Origin of the sequence: Methyloceanibacter sp., assembly GCF_049590335.1 — a bacterium.
Taxonomy (GTDB): Bacteria; Pseudomonadota; Alphaproteobacteria; order Rhizobiales; family Methyloligellaceae; genus Methyloceanibacter.
In genome coordinates, this window is sequence record NZ_JBAWCQ010000065.1 from 1 (window position 1) to 16,980 (window position 16,980).

The 16,980-nt window shown below is 62.1% G+C and carries 17 protein-coding genes and 1 pseudogene; 9 read left to right on the forward strand and 9 right to left on the reverse strand.

The genetic code is table 11. The annotated features are described in order from the left end of the window. The 3 genes and pseudogenes from WBQ77_RS04985 to fae all read left to right on the forward strand — a co-directional run. A pseudogene (locus WBQ77_RS04985) lies at positions 1-332 on the forward strand (RimK family alpha-L-glutamate ligase); the annotation flags it as partial. Continuing rightward, a complete protein-coding gene (locus WBQ77_RS04990) occupies positions 329-1,177 on the forward strand; it encodes a triphosphoribosyl-dephospho-CoA synthase (protein ID WP_424041425.1) in 849 nt (282 codons plus the stop codon). The pseudogene WBQ77_RS04985 and the gene WBQ77_RS04990, both read left to right, overlap by 4 nt. 212 nt (positions 1,178-1,389) lie before the next feature. Then, a complete protein-coding gene (gene fae, locus WBQ77_RS04995; protein ID WP_424059188.1) occupies positions 1,390-1,899 on the forward strand; it encodes a formaldehyde-activating enzyme in 510 nt (169 codons plus the stop codon). A 113-nt stretch (positions 1,900-2,012) separates the two neighbouring features. Here fae and WBQ77_RS05000 read toward each other — a convergent pair whose 3' ends face one another. Continuing rightward, positions 2,013-2,789 carry a HisA/HisF-related TIM barrel protein gene (locus WBQ77_RS05000; RefSeq protein WP_424059190.1) on the reverse strand — a complete coding sequence of 259 codons (777 nt, stop codon included), beginning with the start codon at positions 2,787-2,789 and terminating at the stop codon, positions 2,013-2,015. 83 nt (positions 2,790-2,872) lie between these two features. Here WBQ77_RS05000 and WBQ77_RS05005 point away from each other — a divergent pair, with 83 nt between their 5' ends. The 3 genes from WBQ77_RS05005 to WBQ77_RS05015 all read left to right on the forward strand — a co-directional run bounded on the left by WBQ77_RS05005 (position 2,873) and on the right by WBQ77_RS05015 (position 5,718). Further along, a complete protein-coding gene (locus tag WBQ77_RS05005; RefSeq protein ID WP_424059192.1) occupies positions 2,873-3,889 on the forward strand; it encodes a hydantoinase/oxoprolinase family protein in 1,017 nt (338 codons plus the stop codon). A gap of 107 nt (positions 3,890-3,996) precedes the next feature. Then, positions 3,997-5,160, forward strand: coding sequence for an acyl-CoA desaturase (locus tag WBQ77_RS05010; RefSeq protein ID WP_424044004.1), 1,164 nt, complete (start codon positions 3,997-3,999; stop codon positions 5,158-5,160). A 45-nt stretch (positions 5,161-5,205) separates the two neighbouring features. Further along, positions 5,206-5,718, forward strand: a complete 513-nt coding sequence (locus WBQ77_RS05015) for a DUF1697 domain-containing protein (protein ID WP_424044006.1) — start codon at positions 5,206-5,208, stop codon at positions 5,716-5,718. Positions 5,719-5,762: 44 nt separating this feature from the next. Here WBQ77_RS05015 and WBQ77_RS05020 read toward each other — a convergent pair whose 3' ends face one another. Then, entirely contained in the window at positions 5,763-6,332 is a 570-nt protein-coding gene (locus tag WBQ77_RS05020) for an OsmC family protein (RefSeq protein WP_424059194.1), read from the reverse strand. A 132-nt stretch (positions 6,333-6,464) separates the two neighbouring features. Between WBQ77_RS05020 and WBQ77_RS05025 the strand changes: the two genes are divergently transcribed. After that, the gene (locus WBQ77_RS05025; protein ID WP_424044009.1) at positions 6,465-7,532 is read left to right on the forward strand and encodes a GlxA family transcriptional regulator; all 1,068 of its coding nucleotides are present in this window, start codon (positions 6,465-6,467) and stop codon (positions 7,530-7,532) included. A 5-nt stretch (positions 7,533-7,537) separates the two neighbouring features. Here the strand turns inward: WBQ77_RS05025 and WBQ77_RS05030 are convergent, their stop codons facing one another. The 7 genes from WBQ77_RS05030 to WBQ77_RS05060 all read right to left on the reverse strand — a co-directional run bounded on the left by WBQ77_RS05030 (position 7,538) and on the right by WBQ77_RS05060 (position 14,831). Beyond that, positions 7,538-8,113 (reverse strand): DUF447 domain-containing protein, encoded by a 576-nt coding sequence (locus tag WBQ77_RS05030; protein WP_424044011.1) that lies wholly within the window; start codon positions 8,111-8,113, stop codon positions 7,538-7,540. 19 nt (positions 8,114-8,132) lie between these two features. Beyond that, positions 8,133-9,533: a DUF6513 domain-containing protein gene (locus tag WBQ77_RS05035; RefSeq protein ID WP_424044013.1), complete on the reverse strand. Its 1,401-nt coding sequence runs from the start codon at positions 9,531-9,533 to the stop codon at positions 8,133-8,135. Between the two features lie 11 nt (positions 9,534-9,544). After that, entirely contained in the window at positions 9,545-10,207 is a 663-nt protein-coding gene (locus WBQ77_RS05040; RefSeq protein ID WP_424044014.1) for a uridylate kinase, read from the reverse strand. 1 nt (position 10,208) lies between these two features. After that, positions 10,209-10,613: a dihydroneopterin aldolase gene (locus WBQ77_RS05045; protein WP_424044016.1), complete on the reverse strand. Its 405-nt coding sequence runs from the start codon at positions 10,611-10,613 to the stop codon at positions 10,209-10,211. A 77-nt stretch (positions 10,614-10,690) separates the two neighbouring features. Then, positions 10,691-11,419, reverse strand: coding sequence for a (5-formylfuran-3-yl)methyl phosphate synthase (locus WBQ77_RS05050; protein ID WP_424044018.1), 729 nt, complete (start codon positions 11,417-11,419; stop codon positions 10,691-10,693). Between the two features lie 55 nt (positions 11,420-11,474). Then, the gene (locus WBQ77_RS05055) at positions 11,475-13,211 is read right to left on the reverse strand and encodes a tetratricopeptide repeat protein (RefSeq protein ID WP_424059196.1); all 1,737 of its coding nucleotides are present in this window, start codon (positions 13,209-13,211) and stop codon (positions 11,475-11,477) included. 144 nt (positions 13,212-13,355) lie between these two features. Continuing rightward, entirely contained in the window at positions 13,356-14,831 is a 1,476-nt protein-coding gene (locus tag WBQ77_RS05060) for an NAD(P)H-hydrate dehydratase (protein WP_424059198.1), read from the reverse strand. Positions 14,832-15,123: 292 nt separating this feature from the next. Here WBQ77_RS05060 and WBQ77_RS05065 point away from each other — a divergent pair, with 292 nt between their 5' ends. Both WBQ77_RS05065 and glnA read left to right on the forward strand, forming a co-directional pair. Next, positions 15,124-15,462 carry a P-II family nitrogen regulator gene (locus WBQ77_RS05065; RefSeq protein WP_424059199.1) on the forward strand — a complete coding sequence of 113 codons (339 nt, stop codon included), beginning with the start codon at positions 15,124-15,126 and terminating at the stop codon, positions 15,460-15,462. A 115-nt stretch (positions 15,463-15,577) separates the two neighbouring features. Beyond that, on the forward strand, positions 15,578-16,980 hold a 1,403-nt coding region (gene glnA, locus WBQ77_RS05070), incomplete at its 3' end, for a type I glutamate--ammonia ligase (RefSeq protein ID WP_424059201.1).

Below are 16,980 nucleotides of genomic sequence, written 5' to 3' on the forward strand. Positions count from 1 at the left end.
TCTGCGGCGAGCGCGTCGTCGCCTCCATGATCCGACACGGCGCGAACTGGATCACCAATATCAAGCTGGGTGCACGGGCCGAGGCGGCGATTCCCAGTCAAGAACTCGCCGATCTGGCGGTCAGCGCTGCGGCCTGCGTTGGCGCGGACTATGCTGGTGTGGATATCATCCAGGGGCGCGATGGGCGCTTTCTCGTGCTGGAGATCAATTCCATGCCGGCCTGGAACGGTCTGCAGAAGGTCACAAGCCTTCGCCTGTCGGACTATGTGGTCGATGCGTTCCTCGCCGCGGCCCTGCCCGAGAACGCGCGGACCGTCCAGGAGGAAGCGTGAGCGCGCCGCTGACCAGCGATGCTGTTGCCTCCGCCTTCCATGACGCCTGCCTTGCCGAACTCGACGCGCTGAAGCCGGGCAATGTCCATCGATACACCGACGGCCATGGCATGGACGTGGCCGACTTCGAGAAGAGCGCTGCCGCCGCAGCTCCGGCAATCGGGGCTGCGGGTCTCACGGTCGGCGAGCGCATCGAAGCGGCGGTGCGGGCCACGCGCGGTGTCGTAAGCCATAACACCAATCTCGGCATTGTTCTGCTCGCCGCGCCCCTCGCCCAGGCAGCACTGATTTCGGCAGGTAAGGATTTGCGGCCGACCCTGACGGAGGTTCTCCAGTCGTTGACGGTCGAGGATGCCAAGTCTGCCTATCGTGCAATCCGTTTAGCGGAGCCCGGCGGGCTTGGAAGTGCGCCGGAGCACGATGTGGCGGCCGAACCCACCGCAACGCTGCTCGAAGCCATGCGCGCCGCCCGGGCCCATGACCGCGTTGCCTGGAATTATGCGCACGAATTCGTCGATATTTTCGACTTGGGCCTGAAATGGCGCAACGGAGGCAAGGCGCGCTGGGGCGACGTGCCCTGGGTCACGACCTATGTCTATCTCGGGTTCCTGGCGCATATCCCGGACACGCTCATCGAACGCAAGTTCGGCGCGCATATGGCTGGGGAGGTCCTCGATGAGGCCCGGCCTATCGAAGCGGGGCTTACACAGAGCCACAACCCGAAGGAAATGGCCGGTCCCCTGGCCTCGTTCGACGCCTCGCTCAAAAACCGGGGCCTAAATCCGGGGACATCTGCTGATCTCACGGTCGCAACATTGTTCGCGAGCGCCCTAGTCGCCGGGTAACTTCCCCTAAAGAAATTGCCCCAAATCGAACGGGACGGCTAATAATCGGCTTGCATCCTTCAAGCTCGGCCTTATGTTCACCACGAGGAGCCTCGATTGGGGCTGCGAACGCTGGAGCGCATCCTGTGCTCTTCCGTTGGTGTCAGCGGTCCAATCCGGTGATGCCATTGTTTTTGTTTTTATCACGTCTCACGTACTAGGGAGGGGGCCTCATGGCCAAAATCACTGGTGTATGCATCGGCGAGTCGCTCGTCGGCGATGGCAACGAAGTTGCTCATATCGATCTCATTCTCGGCCCGCGCGGAAGCGCCGCCGAGTCGGCCTTCTGCAACGCGCTGACGAACAACAAGGACGGCTTCACCACGCTGCTCGCCGTTGTTGCTCCGAACCTGCTCTGCAAGCCGGCTACGATCCTTTACAACAAGGTCACCATCAAGGACGCCCGTCAGGCCGTTCAGATGTTTGGGCCCGCTCAGTACGCTGTTGCTAAGGCCGTTGCTGACTCCGTCGCCGAGGGTGTTATCCCCGCTGACCAGGCCGACGATCTTTACGTCTGCGTTGGCGTCTTCATCCATTGGGAAGCTGCGGACGACAAGAAGATCCAGGACTTCAACTATCAGGCGACCAAGGAAGCCATCGCCCGCGCCATCGCTGGCGAGCCGAAGGCTGCCGAAGTCACCGCCAAGAAGGATTCTGCCGCTCATCCGTTCGCCGCTGGCTGAACTGGCGAAGCTGCGGATCGGGCGACCTCCGGTGGAGAAGACGAGCCGGGCCCGATACGTCGGTGGCTCAAAAAGCTTGGTTTCTAATTCGCGGGGTTGACCGCAGGTCAGATTTAAGGTCGCCGCCCTCCCCGGAGGGCGGCGATTTCTTTTTGTCCGATCGCGCCGGAATGCAGGGCCGTCGCCACAAGGACACCGCGCGCGCCGGCCTCTTGAACCGTCGCAACATCGTCTCGGGTGGCTACCCCACCGGCGACATAGACATGGCGGTCGCCGGCGCTCGCAACGACCTTCCCCAACAGGTCAAGGTCGGGGCCCGTCTCGGTGCCGACCCGGCCAAGACTCATGAGAATGACTCGGTCGGGCCAAAGGTCCGGTTCGCTCATCAGCTCTGTTGGGCCGCGCAGGCCTTGCTCGTCGAAGTCGAGCGAGAGCACCAGATTTCGGCCAAGGCTCCCGCAGATGGCTTTCCAGTCCTCAAGGCTCGCAATTGTTTCGCTGCCGATGACCAGCGTCGCCCCTAAGGGGAGCCAAAACGCGCAGTCGTCGAGGTTGGCGAAGCCCGCGTCGATCCAAAGATCCGTGCCAGGAAGCGCGTCCGCCAGCGCCTGGCAGAGGTCGAAATTGTGGCCACGCCCCAGAATCGCGTCAAGATCGGCGATGTACATCGCCGGCGAGAAAGTGATACCGAGAAGCGCTCTGGCGATGGCCGGTGGGTCGTGAGGCGGGCCGAACGGTGTCGCAATGGGGCGGTAGTCAGCACGTTTTCCCGCCCTCGCCTGTTTACCCGCACGAGCGTGAACCACACCGCCGTCCTGCAGATCAAGCACAGGGACGACGTCGAAGGACGTGAAAGTCAGGTTTCCGGAAACCTCGGAGGTCGGCGCCATGTCGAACGTGCCTTTCGAATCTCGTAGCTATCATGACGCGGAATGGCGTCATTTAAAATGCGCGCTTGGGAAATGAGGTCTCAATGGACATGTGTTTTGGGTGGGATTTAGGCGGCGTCAATTTGAAACTGGCCCGCGTCGAAGACGGGCAGATCGAGGCGGTCCTGCAGAGCCCCTGCCCGGCCCTCGCCGAACCCCGGAGATTTGACCTCGCCGTGGAAGACGCAATGCGGATCGTCGGCGATGCAGAGGCCACCCACGCCATCACCATGACCGGGGAACTCTCCGATGTCTTTGCCAGCCGCTATGAGGGCGTCGCCTATCTGGTCGCCTTGATGCGCAAGACGGTGGGCGCGGCGGCCCGCTTCTACGGTCTCAACGGTTTCGTCGATGCCCACCAGGCTATCGCTGAATGGGAAACGGTTGCCTCGGCCAATTGGCACGCGAGTGCCGCGTTCGCCGCAACCGTCGAAGACTGCGGCCTCCTGGTCGATGTCGGAACCACGACCACGGACCTCATTCCGTTCAAGGACGGACGCCCTTGCGCGCTCGGCCGTAACGACGGGGACCGCCTAACGGAGGGGGAACTCCTCTATCGCGGTGTCGTCCGCACGCCCGTGATGGCGATCGCGGGCCAGGCGCCTTTCAAAGGCCGGATGCAGGGTCTGGCGGCGGAGCGCTTCGCCACCATGGCCGATGTGTATCGCCTGACCGGGGAGTTGCCGGGCGACGCAGACCCCTTCCCGTCCGCCGACGGCCGCGGCAAAAGCCTCGGAGACAGCGCCACCAGACTTGCCCGGATGCTGGGTCGCGACACCGAGGATGTCGACTTCGTCGCCTGGAAGGCGCTGGCCCATTTCCTGGCGCGCCGTCTGCTGGACCAGATCGAGGCCGATGCCCGCGAGGTCATCGAACGGGAAGACCTGCCGCCCAAAGCGCCCATTGTCGGCGCCGGCTGCGGGCGCTTTTTGGCCGTGGCAATCGCCGACCGTCTGGAGCGCCCCTACCACGATTTTGCCGATCTAACACCTTGCGCGGACGACGTGCACGGGATGGTCGCCCGTTGCGCGCCCGCCGCCGCCGTGGCACGGCTTGCCTAGCGGCGCGACTAATCCCACATTGAGTTGACTCAAAGTATTGATTCTCAAAATCCCCTATCCCGCTGCGATAGGCTATGCAATTGAACTGCAAAGGATTTACGACGACCATGGCAAGCGAAACTCAATCCGCTAACGTACATGACGATATTGTCTACCCCTCGGCGATTCCCTTTTTATTGGTTCATCTTGCCTGTTTCGGCGCCATCTGGTCCGGCGTAACCTGGGAAGCGGTCATCCTTGGTATCTCGCTGTATTGGCTGCGGATCTTTGCGATCGGGGCCGGATATCACCGCCTATTCTCCCACCGCGCGTACGCCACAAGCCGGGCCTTTCAGTTCGTCCTGGCCGTTCTGTGTCAAAGCACCGCACAGAAGAGCGTGCTGTGGTGGGCCGCCAAGCACCGGCATCACCATCTGCATTCGGACACCGAACTCGACACCCACTCCCCGCGCCAGCACGGCTTCCTCTATAGCCATGTCGGCTGGATCTTCTCCAAGCGGCATGACGATTTCGACGAGGAGAAAGTCGCCGATCTGATGCGCTATCCGGAGCTTCGCTGGCTTGACAAATACCCGCTCGTGCCGGCTTACGGCCTTGCCGCGATCTGCTACCTCGTGGCTGGCTGGCCCGGGCTGTTCGTCGGCTTCTTCTGGAGCACCGTGGCGGTCTATCACGGCACGTTCTGCATCAACTCGCTAGCCCATGTGCACGGCAAGAAGCGCTATGTGACCGGCGACGATTCCCGCAACAACTGGCTCCTGGCGATCTTCACCATGGGCGAAGGCTGGCACAACAATCACCACGCCTTCCAAAGCAGTGTGCGCCAGGGCTTCCGCTGGTATGAGTGGGATCCGACCTATTACATCCTGAAGGTCCTGTCCTGGACTGGCCTTGTATGGGATTTGCGGATGCCGCCGAAGAAGATCGTGCGTAACGAGCATGGTCTTGGCGTCGGTGTTATCAATCGTGCGGCCGAGCAGCTCGCCGGCCATTTCAATTCCGCCAGGATCGCCAGCACGATTTCCGCCACCCTCAACGGGCCGGAACTGGCCGCATTGCGTGATAGCCTGGCGAGCGCTCAAGACCGGACCGCCGACGCCTTGGCCAGCGTGCACGTCCCGCAATTGCCGACGCGCGAGGAGCTGATGGCCAAGGCCAACGCTATCTTCGCGCGCACCCAATCGCTCGAGGAAATTGTCGACCGCGCCTATCAGCTCCTGCTGTCGTCAGTCGATTCCTATCTCGACGAACGTCCCAAGGCGCGGGCTTAGCGCGGAGAGCTTGGCGCAGGTGACACTCACCCGCACGGAACCCAAATGACAGCGTACGTGGCGCTGCTACGCGCCGTCAACTTAGGCGGCACCGGCCGGCTTCCCATGCGCGACCTTGTGACGATGTGCGAGCGCGCAGGATTTGCGTCAGTCCGCACCTATATCGCGTCCGGAAATGTAGTTTTCTCGAGCGATGCAACCGAGGCGGCGGTGAAGGCGGACCTCGAAGAGGTGCTGCACGCCTATGCGGGCAAGCCCGTCGCCGTTTTGGTTCGCACAGTGGACGAGCTGTCCGCTGTCCTGACGGACAACCCCTTCCCTGGTGCGCCACCCAGCAAGGTCATGACACTCTTTCTCGACCAAACGCCGGACGCAAAGGAGATCGAGACCGTCTCCGGCCAGGCGAACGAGGCCCTGAAACTTGGGACCCGCGAGCTTTACGTTCACTATCCCGAGGGTATGGGCCGATCCACACTCAAGGTTCCCGCAGCCTCTTACGGGACGGCCCGCAACATCAACACCATCGCGAAGCTCGTGGCGATGGCGTCCGAGATTTGAGGCGCGGCCCGCGTTCACTGGCACTGGACCGCGCCTCTTGATCGCTAGCCACGGACCCTTTCAAGCACGACGGGCACTGGCCGGCACAAGGTGTTGCAGACGGGCGAATGCGCCTTCGCGCAGGCCAAGAGTTCTTCGACCTCGTTGTCGGAGCAGTCCGCTTCAATATGCATGCGGATCCGAATCTCTTGGTAACCAGGCGAGACATTCGGGTTGAGCCCCAGAAGACCGTAAAGGTCGATATCGCCTTCCAGCTCCGTCGAGAGTTCGCGAATGACGATGCCCCGCATGGTCGCGTGCAGGATAAGCGTCGTCGTCACGCAGCCTGCCAGCCCGTGCAGAAGGAACTCGACAGGGTTGGCCCCTTCATTCCGGCCAAGCAAAACCGGAGGCTCGCCGTTCACAAACTCGAAGTCCTCCGTACGGGAAGTATCTTCCTCGCCCGCACCGTAGAAATCGCGGATCGTGGAGCGGTTTTCGCCGCCGTCGATCCATTTGTTGCGTGCGCGGAACTGAAACTTCGCAAGGCCAGAATCGGCCTTGAGGGCTTCGATCGTCTCCTGTGCAGCTTTCACATCCAGGCCGTTCATTGTGATGGTTTGATGCATGGTCATGATCTCATCCTCCACTTTTCGTGCTCGGGCCAATCTTTTGGCCGGGCTTATGAGACAGAAGGTAGAGACGCCAAATGGGTCAGCTCAGATCGGTTTTTGTCAAAAAGGATCCATTCGTGCCAAAATCGGCGGATGAACCGTGAAAACGAGCCTTTAGAGGCGCTGATCGTGGCTGTTCCGGAGACCGCCGGTTCAGCCCTTTACGGCATGGTCGATGTTCTGACATCCGCCGGCAATCTCTGGCAGCAGCTCACGGGTGGCGAGCAACGACACCCTATTCGGCCACGCATCGTTTCGCTCACCAGATCCCCGTTTTCATGCGGGAACCGGGTACCTGTCGAGCCCGAACTAGAACTCGACGACGATCCGTCGGCGGACATTGTCATTCTTCCGGAACTATGGCTGGCGCCCGACGACGATTTCAAAGACCGCTATCCTGAGCTCTTGGACTGGATCCGCAGACGCTACCGTGCCGGCAGCACGATTTACTCCGCCTGTTCCGGCTCGATTATGCTCGCCGCCACCGGCCTGCTCGACGCGAAGGAAGCAACGTCTCATTGGGGATACCAGGACCTCTTCCGCACGCACTATCCCAAAGTCAAATTTCGTCCGGAGCCGAACTTGTGCTTCGCCGATGCAGCAGGCCGAATCGTGACTGCCGGTGGGACGACCTCCTGGCACGATCTGGCTATCCACATTATCGCGCGCCATTGCAGCCCAGGCGAGGCCATGCGCATCGCCAAAGTGTACTTGCTGAAATGGCACGGCGAAGGTCAGCTCCCTTACGCATCGCTCATCCGCGAGCAGTCGCATGCGGACTCAGTCGTGCGTAAATGCGAAGACTGGCTCGCGGAGCACTACAGAGACGGCGATGCAGTCGTGAACGTCGCTGCTTTCGCCGGCATTCCTGAGCGCAGTCTCAAGCGGCGTTTCAAGATTGCCACTGGCACAACGCTGATAGGGCACGTGCAGAATCTGCGTGTAGAAGAGGCCAAGCGGCGGCTAGAAACGGAACGCATCTCGTTCGAGCAAATTGCTGCCGATCTCGGGTACGAAAACCACGCCTTCTTTCGGCGGCTTTTCAAGCGTTCCACGGGGCTGACGCCGGGCGCCTATCGCCGCATGTTCCTGCCGTTTATCGAGCCAGACCGCGCGTCAGATCTTGCCGGTAAGTCGTTACCGCTTCCCGCCGACGCCTGAACGCCTCATTTGCCGGCCGGCGCGTGTTTGTAGAAGTCCTCGATTTTCTCGACGAGGATGCGCCAGGCTTCGTGCTCGCGCGGACCGGCCGTCTTCTCGACGGCGATCTGATGATAAGCCAACTCCGTCTCGACCTTTTCGCGCGGGAGCATCTTGAGACGGGTCGCCAGGATAGCCGTTTCGATCACCGCGGCTTGGGCCCGATTGAAGCCCTTGAACGGGGCGTGATTGCCCTCATGGACAATGCGGCAGTGGAAGCGCGGACGGAGCTCGTCTTCGTCCACATGCTCGACCGCGAGCTCCAGATGTGCCAGCGCGCCCCCTAGAAACGCGCCCGGAACCTGCTCGGCCGGGCGGGTCGGCCAATGCTTGTTGCCCGTAAGGCAGCCGGCAAAGACCAGCACATCGTCAGTAAAGCTGGCGACCGCGAAGGGCGTGGCTCTGAGATTGTCGAGAGTCGCCGATGGCCGGAACGGCGCGATTACCCAGCCCGCACCGTCTTCGATGAGACCCAACGGGGCGATATGCAGGCGGCCCTCGTCATTCTGTGTGGTAACGATGCATTCGCGGATCATAGGCATCGCAACAACTCCAACGACATCATGTCCGCTCTCGCTTTTTCTTCATGGCAAGCGTATGGCCCGCCTCTTTGAGCCGTGTCCGGTCTTCACGCGGCTTGTCTGCGGCGACCCCCCAATAGAGCGGCTCGTCCTGGGCATAGCGCTTGCCGAGGCGCCAGGCGATCTCCGCCTTGGCCAGTTCAGCGGCAAGGTAAAAGGCGTGCCCAGTGTCGCCGTCGACGTCAAGCTTAGGGTAAAGTTCGAAGATGTCTTGGGCGACGTGATGGCCGTCGCGGTTGTAGATGTGCACGCCGTCATCGGCGACCTCGATGCGGAAATTCTTGTCGCGCACGGCGGCCGCGTTTTCGGCGACCTCATCCGGAGTCAGCGGAAACGGTCGCTTCGAGTGCAGACCCAGGAGCTCATCCGTATAGCCTTTCGGCAATTCCCCATCGGCGCGCGAGGCGAACATTAGACGCCGTGCCGCATCGTGCTCCTCATAGGTTCGGTGCGTATGGGGGCTGACCTGCACGACGAGCACATTCTTGATGTTCAATTCCGAGGCAATTCCGATCAGCGCCGCGGTGATCCCCGTGGTATCGGCCTCCGTGAGTTCGGTGAGATTGCCGGTGCCGAGCAAGATGTCCACATCGGGGCGCGTCCGGCGCAGCTCCGCATAGCGTTCAAGCGACGCCATAAAGCCGAAATTGATAGGATCAAGAACGGGATCGGCGAGATAGGGCAGCCCCTTCTCGTCCAGAACCGTCATGGCCCGGCGCAGAGAGTCCAGGTCACCATGTATCGCGGGGATCAGGACGGGTACGGAGGATACCTCATCGGCGATGTGCAGCCGCGTCTCATCGAGACTGAGGAGGTAGTCGGCCCCCGCCTTTCCGCCGCGCAGGAGTTCGTCGGAATCGGCGGAATCGACGCTAACCTTGTAGCCATGGATCTTGAGCGCCCGCACTGCATCTTCCAGGTGCGGAAACGGCGTATCCGGAAGGCAGCCGAGGTCGATGACATCGGCGCCCCGGTGAGAGTATTCCTCCGCGCGCGCCAGGATGTCCTCGACGCTCAAGCCCGTCGCGTCGATAATCTCCGCGAAAATGTTGATGTCGTACTTCGACATGTCCGATGGCCTGCGCGCCCGGCCGAAGAACACCGGAATGTCTTTCACCTCGTCGGGCCCGCTCTCGACCGGCACGCCATAATGGGCGGAGAGTCGGTCGAGGTCTCCACGACAGCGGCCCGGCAACAGGATCTTATCGGCACCGCCAGCGTCGGGCAGGCGCCGCATGATGATGTCTTCGGTCATCAGCGCCGCAACCTTGACGCCGATATCGACCACACGCCATTCGAACTCGGGATCCATGCTCTTGAGCACCGCTTCCAGGCGCGGTTCCGCCAGATGCCCAGTGAGGAACAGGATCTTCTCAGCCATGTGTTCCCCGCTCACACGACGACCGGACTTGGCGCAGAGACTTTGCCCGCAAGCTGGGCCGCAAGCGCCGCGTGATCGCCCTGTCCGAAGATCGTTGTGGGAATGCCCGTCTCTGCAAGCATGGCCGGGAAGGCCTCGTCGACAATGCCATCCTGCATGAGCGCGTTGGCGGATTGCTGCCCGCGCGGCAGCGTCGCCGATTTAACGACGCAGCAGGTTTCCGCGCCAAGCTTGTTCGCAAGCCATAGAGCCAGACTGTCGGAGGTCAGCCGCCAAGTCGCTTCAATGTCCGAGTGGTCCGCGACCAAACTTGAGGGAGCCCAGACGGCGACGAGCCCACGTTGCAGTATACCGCGCAAATCCTCGACGGCTGTGCCGACCTCGTAGCCCGGCCGCATGCCGGCGATGGCCCAGGCAAGCTGATCCATGGCGAGCAGCGCCATGCGATGGGCTGTGACATCGCCGAAACCGAGTTGACGCTGGCAGTCGCGGACTTCGTCGGCGAGGGCCCCGCCCCCGGGCACGAGGACGACTGGACGCTTCGCATCCGCAATGACGTCGAGCCAGCCCTTGAGCGTGCCTCCCCGCACGACACTGCCGCCGAGCTTCACCACGGCTGGCTGCGCGACGGTCGCGTGCTGGTCCGCCGCAGAGGGCTGCAACGCGGCGTCCATATCAGCTCTCCTGCTTCCTCCGGACGATCTGAACGCCTACGGCGCCGGGGTCCTTGTCGAGTTTTTCGATGACGACTTCGACGCGCTCCGCACGCGGATGGGCGATGCAGTGCTGCGCGACCTCCTCGGCGAGAGTCTCGACAAGATTAATGTGACCGTGAGAGATGATCGCTTTGATCCCGTTGATCACGTAGTCGTAGTCCAGGGTGCGGTCGATATCGTCGTCAAGCTCTTCGGGATTAGGCAGTATATCGATATCGACAGAGAAGCGGACCCGCTGGGTGACGCCTTTCTCATTGTGGTGAACGCCGATTTCCACTTCGAGCACATAGTCGTGCACGAAGATGCGGTCCAAGATTTCACCCGTTCCGCTCGTCGTGCTGATGTGTCCCAGTCGTTGCCCCATCTCTCGCTTCGGTCTCCCCCTCCTCGGCCCGGCTCTTCCGTCCGGCCGCCCGTTTCACGCCAAGCTGAGCAAATGCTCTAGCACATCGCGGAGCTCGCGCGCGCCTCGAAACGCGCCTCCGGCAGGGAGCGGTTTGCGGCGATCAGCGCACCGATTTCTGCGCAAGCCTTCGGATCGAGCTCACGGCCCCGGACGCCTTGTTCACATAGCGCGCCGCGAAATCCGATCACGTCGGGGCTGAGCGCAAGAAGCGGCTGCAGGTGATCGGCGCGAAGGGATCCCGCGACGCCCGCCTGCAATCCAGCATCGCGCGTCCGATCCACAAAGCGCGCAATTGCCGGCAGGGGCATATGGTCGGGAAGCGAGCCGGTTTTCTTGCCCATCGTGTCCAGCATCACGCCGCTCGCCCCGCTTCCCGCAGCCGCCTTCACGGGATCGAAGTCCGGCAAGGAATCGGCGAAGAAGACGAGCACAAGACCAGCGCGCAAGTTCAGTCCGGCAAGGAGCTCGAAGCAGCCTAAGGGATCGCCCCCCGGCATGATCCCAAGCTTCACGATGTCGACGCCGAGATCTGCGGTCGCAGCGACCGCGCCCGCAACGGTGTCCGGATGCATCGGCACGTCGCCCACGGTAGCGCTAACCGCTTTCCGTCCGCCGATCGCGGCAAGGCAATCGCGGATCACGCCGGGCGCCACGGCCCCGAGCGCCCCTTGGCCTGGGTCTTTAAGGTCGACGATATCTGCTCCCGAAGCTAGAACGAGTTCGGCCTCCGCCCGGCTCCGAACGCTCGCGAGAAAATGAGTCATGCGTGTCGTGTTATCCCGGAAACCGCCGCCCGGCCAGCGGCGCATGCGTACCCCATTAGCGGAAGAGCCAACCCAGGGGATTGCTGTTCTGTCCCCCTCCCCTGCGACGTGAGCGCTTCTTGCGGGGTGCTTTACGCTGCGGCTGCTGTTGTGCAAACCCGCGGAAGCCTCGGCCGTCTTTGCGGCGGCCCCGGGCTGAGGGCGCTCTGCGGGTCCGCTGCGGCTGCAACGCCACTTCGCTGATATTCCCGTCGGGGTCCGCGACGGAAAGCGAAGCCGTCTGCCAAGTCCATGTCGCGGCCTTATCGCCCCAACGCTCGGGCTCGATCGACAGCACCGAGCGCTTCTTGGTGTCGATAACGGCGACATACTCGAATGCGCCTTCGCCCTCGGCCGTCCCGGCATAGTACCTCAACAGACCGATCCGGGACTGGGCGCCCTTAAGCTTGTCCCAGGCCAAAATTTTCGGCTTTCCCGCACCGAACATCTCCATGGCGATCGCGACACCGCGATAGTCCGGATTGGTTGCGACGTAGCGCCCCGGGGTCTTTTCATTGATGACCCAGCCTGCCACCGGAGGCCCTAACGGCTTGCGGCTGTCGACCGGAACGGGTGCGCGAAGACGCTCCAAAGCGGCCCGCGCCTCATCCTGGAAGGGATCCAAGGTCACGGCCTTCTGATAATCGGCGATCGCATTCTCAGTGCGCTTCTGAGCCTGATAGATATCGCCCCGAACCCGCAAGGCGAGCGGATCGTCCGGCTTTACGATGAGCGCGATATTGACGTCGATATAGCCCTGATCGGCCTTGCGGTCATACAGCTTGGTCTCGCCGCGCCGCGCATAGGCTGTGGGGTTCTTCGGCTGCAGCTCCAGAACCTTGTTGAAGTCCTTGATGGCCGCGTCGTGGCGCTTGTTCTTGGCCAGCAGTTCGCCCCGCTCCATGAAAGCGGCGACATTCTTCGGCTCGATGTCGAGGACTTTGTCGAAGTCGGCCACGCCCTCGCGAAACCTGTTCTGCGCCGAATTGGAGCGCGCCCGGAGCATGAGTAGCGCGGACTTGTCGGTTTCCGGCTCTAGGTCGAGGGCTTGCGTGGCATCGTCGGCCGCCTCCGCATAATGCCCCAAAGCGAAATTGGCTGCGGCGCGATTGCGATAGGCGGCCGCAAACTTGGGATCGAGCTTGATGGCACGGCTGATGTCCCGGACCGCGGCGTGGTAGCGCTCGCGCTCGACATGGGCTCGCCCTCGCCCATTGTAGGGTGCCGCGGTGCTAGACAGCAGCGCTGTAGCTTTGCGGAAGGATTGAAACGCCGCATCGTAATTCTGCAACGAGGCATAAGCGTTGCCGCGATTGTTGAAGGCCGCGCCATAGGCCGGCTCCAGCGCGATCGCGCGATCGAAATCCTTTATGGCTTCGGCCGGGTGGCCGAGATCCATCAGCGCGTTGCCACGGTTGTTGTAGACAATGGCGTTGTCGGGCGCGAGCTGGATCGACTCGTTGAAATCGTCGATCGCCTCCCGCGTCTTCTTCATCCGCCATTTGGCGACGCCGCGATCGCTGTAAATGCTGGCCTGGACGAATTTCGACACGTCCGGCGTACCCAGCGCTTCGTCGTACAGCGCCACCGCGCGGTCGTACTGCCCTCGGAGCATCGCAGCCGCGCCTTCGCGCGCGCGCAACAGGATTTGGTCGGCGGCGTGGGACGTCCCGATCACGGCTGTCGCCAAGGCAACGCCGAGGACAATTGTCTTGGCGCTTATACGGCTCTTTGCGGCGCGGCAGCGGCCCATAGTCCTGAGCGATCCTTCGCTAGAGCGGTCTTTCGATCCTGAAGGGCACAACGCGAAGCGGTGCCTCCTCAAGATGTCCCTCATAACCGGCGAGTGTGTCAACAAACGGTCGCGACGGGCAAACCGGTCCACTCACCCGTCTGGTCAATATCCTTCAAGGTCCTCAAGGACTTCCGGGACAAGCTCGGGCAAGTCCTCGGCGATCAGACCCGGCCCAAAACGTTTCGCCGCCTCCCCATGCATCCAGACGCCGATGCAACCGGCGTCAAAGCCGCCGAGGCCTTGAGCCAGCATGGCGAGCACCATACCACCCAAAACGTCGCCCGAGCCGGCGGTCGCCAGCCAGGGGGTGCCGTTGGTGTCGATGGCGGCATGGCCGTCCGGAGCTGAGATCACCGTATCGGGGCCTTTCAGAATGACGGTGGCGCCGCAGCGGGTCGCGGCCGTCCGCGTCCGGTCGACCTTCGAGGCGCCGGGCACGTCGCCAAAGAGCCGCGCAAACTCGCCCGCGTGGGGCGTCATCACCACAGGAGCCGCCCGCGCGTGAATGGCCTCGAACAACTCGTCAGGGGTCTCCGCGAAAGACGTCAGCGCGTCGGCGTCCAAGACCACGGCCGGCGTAGCCTTCAACGCCGTGAGAACCATCCCGCGCGTCTCCTCGCCGACACCGTGGCCAGGTCCGATCAAAAACGCATTCTTGCGGGTGTCTGACAGAAGCGCTGCGAGCCCCTGGGGTCCGTCGGCCTCCCGCAGCATCACGGCGGTGAGATGCGCCGCGTTGACGGCCAGGGCGTTGCGCGGCGAGGCGACAGTGACGAGCCCGGCGCCGGCCCGCAATGCCCCCCGCGCGGCCAAGCGCGCCGCTCCTGTCGCATCCGCCGCACCTGAGGCCACGAGCGCGTCCCCCCGCAGATATTTGTGTCCATCCACCGTGGGCCACGGGAACCGTTCGAGCCACAGACCCGGCTCGTTAACGTAGAGCGTGGGCATCACCGTCTCGAGAACCGCATCGGGAATGCCGATATCGGCGAGGTGAAGCTCGCCACAATGCAAATGGCCAGGCATGAGTAGATGCCCCGGCTTGAAGCGGAAGAACGTGACCGTGCTCAAGGCGTGGATCGCGGTGCCGAGAACCATGCCGGTGGTGCCGTCGACGCCGCTCGGCACGTCGATGGCGATGACCGGCACGCCGCTCGCGTTCGCGGCACCGACCAGATTGGCTAACTTGCCGTCGAGGGGCCGGGCGAGCCCTGCTCCAAACAAGCCGTCGACAATGACATCCGCATGGTCGAACAGAGCAGGGTCGAGCGGTTGTATCGTTCCGGAGTACCGCGCCGCCATCTCGGCCGCATCGGCCGGGAGCGCGCTCGGATCGCCATCAAAACCGAGACGAACGAAATAACCGCGCTCCAGAAGTCGGCGGGCCGCTACAAAGCCGTCGCCGCCATTATTGCCGGGCCCGCAAAGTATCGCGACCCTGGAAGCGTCGGGAAATCGCAACGAGACCTCGTCGGCGACACTTCGGCCCGCATTCTCCATAAGAACAGCGCCCGCCACCCCGCCTTTTATGGCGAGTTTGTCGGCGCGGCCCATTTCTTTCGCGGTCAAAAGTTCCAACATGGTCTTTCCTGTTGACTGAGAGCTTCGGAACACCAACCCCGCGGTCGGTAAAGTCTTGCTAGCCGTTGCAAATGCCTTGTTTTTGTGCGCATTGCCTAATGCGTTGTCAGCTTGCCGAACGGCTCCGCCTCTACATTTTGCGTAAATTTTCTAGGCCATTGATTCCACATCAAAAACGCCCGCTCATTAGATTGGCACAGCGTGTGCTAAGGCTTGGTCTTGAGAACGATCTGAACAGCGGCACGCTCAGCGGCGAGGCGCCGCAAGGTTGGACTGGGAGGTATGACGAAGAATGAAAAAGATCGAAGCGATCATCAAGCCATTCAAGCTCGATGAGGTGAAGGAGGCCCTCCAGGAAATAGGCCTTCAGGGTATCACGGTCACCGAAGCGAAGGGCTTCGGCCGCCAAAAAGGCCATACGGAGCTTTATCGCGGCGCCGAATACGTGGTCGATTTCCTTCCCAAGGTGAAGCTTGAGCTCGTGCTTGTGGATCATATGGTCGAGAAGGCCATCGAGGCGATCGTGGCCTCGGCCAAGACTGGCCGGATCGGCGATGGCAAAATCTTTGTATCGCAAGTTGAGGAGGCCGTGCGCATCCGGACCGGCGAGACTGGGAACGATGCGGTCTAGTCGCAAATAGACTGGCCCATCTGCCCCATTTCACTCATAACTTTCGCATAAGTGGACCAACCTTTTGTCCGCCTCGCTCCAAGTGACGCGGGAACAATCTGTACAGGGAGAGAAAATGGCAGACGCAAGCAGCACCGCCAAAAAGATCAAGGACGAGGAAATCAAGTTCGTCGACCTGAGATTCACCGATCCCAGGGGAAAGATGCAGCACGTCACGATGGACGCGAACCTCATGGATGAGGAAGCATTCGCCGAAGGCGTCATGTTCGATGGGTCCTCCATTGCAGGCTGGAAGGCGATCAACGAGTCGGACATGAAGCTGATGCCCGACTGCGATTCGGCGGTCATCGACCCCTTTTTCGCGCAGAGCACGCTCAGCGTCTTCTGTGACGTGCTCGAGCCGCTGACGAACGAGCCCTATGAGCGCGATCCGCGCGGCATCGCCGGCAAGGCCCAGGCCTACATGCAGCAGACCGGCGTCGGCGATACGGCCGTGTTTGGCCCCGAAGCCGAATTCTTCGTATTCGACGATGTGCGCTTCACGGCCGAGCCGTACAATTGCGGTTTCCGTGTCGACTCGACGGAACTGCCCACCAACTCGGGCACCGAATACGAGATGGGCAATTTGGGCCACCGTCCTCGCATGAAGGGCGGCTATTTCCCGGTTCCCCCAGTCGATTCCGCGCAGGACCTGCGTTCGGAGATGCTGTCGGTCATGTCCGAGATGGGCGTTGTGACCGAGAAGCACCACCACGAAGTGGGTGCGGCCCAGCACGAACTCGGCATCAAGTTCGGGCCGATCGTGCAGACCGGAGATGCCTTGCAGATATACAAATACGTGATCCACAACGTGGCTCACGTCTATGGCAAGACCGCCACCTTCATGCCGAAGCCCGTATTTGGCGACAACGGCTCGGGCATGCATGTGCACCAGTCGATCTGGAAAGACGGCGGGCCGACCTTTGCCGGCGACAAATATGCCGATCTTTCGGATACGGCGCTGCATTACATCGCGGGCATCCTGAAGCATGCCAAGGCGCTGAACGCCTATACGAACCCGAGCACCAACTCTTATAAGCGATTGGTCCCGGGCTACGAGGCGCCGGTGCTGCTGGCCTATTCCTCGCGCAACCGCTCGGCCTCATGCCGCATTCCGCTCGGCACGGGTCCGAAGTCCAAGCGCGTCGAGGTCCGCTTCCCCGATCCCACGGCCAACCCCTATCTGGCCTTCTCGGCCCTGCTGATGGCTGGCCTGGACGGCATCGAGAACAAGCTCGATCCGGGTTCGGCGATCGATAAGAACCTATACGACCTGCCGCCCGAGGAGCTAGAGCAGGTTCCCACCGTCAGCGGTTCGTTGCGCGAAGCCTGCGAGTCCTTGGACGCGGACCGCGCCTTCCTGAAGAAGGGCAAAGTGTTCACCGATGATGCGATCGACGCGTATCTCGAGTTGAAGATGGAAGAGGTGGAGCGCTTCGAGATGATGCCCCATCCGGTCGAATACGACATGTATTACAG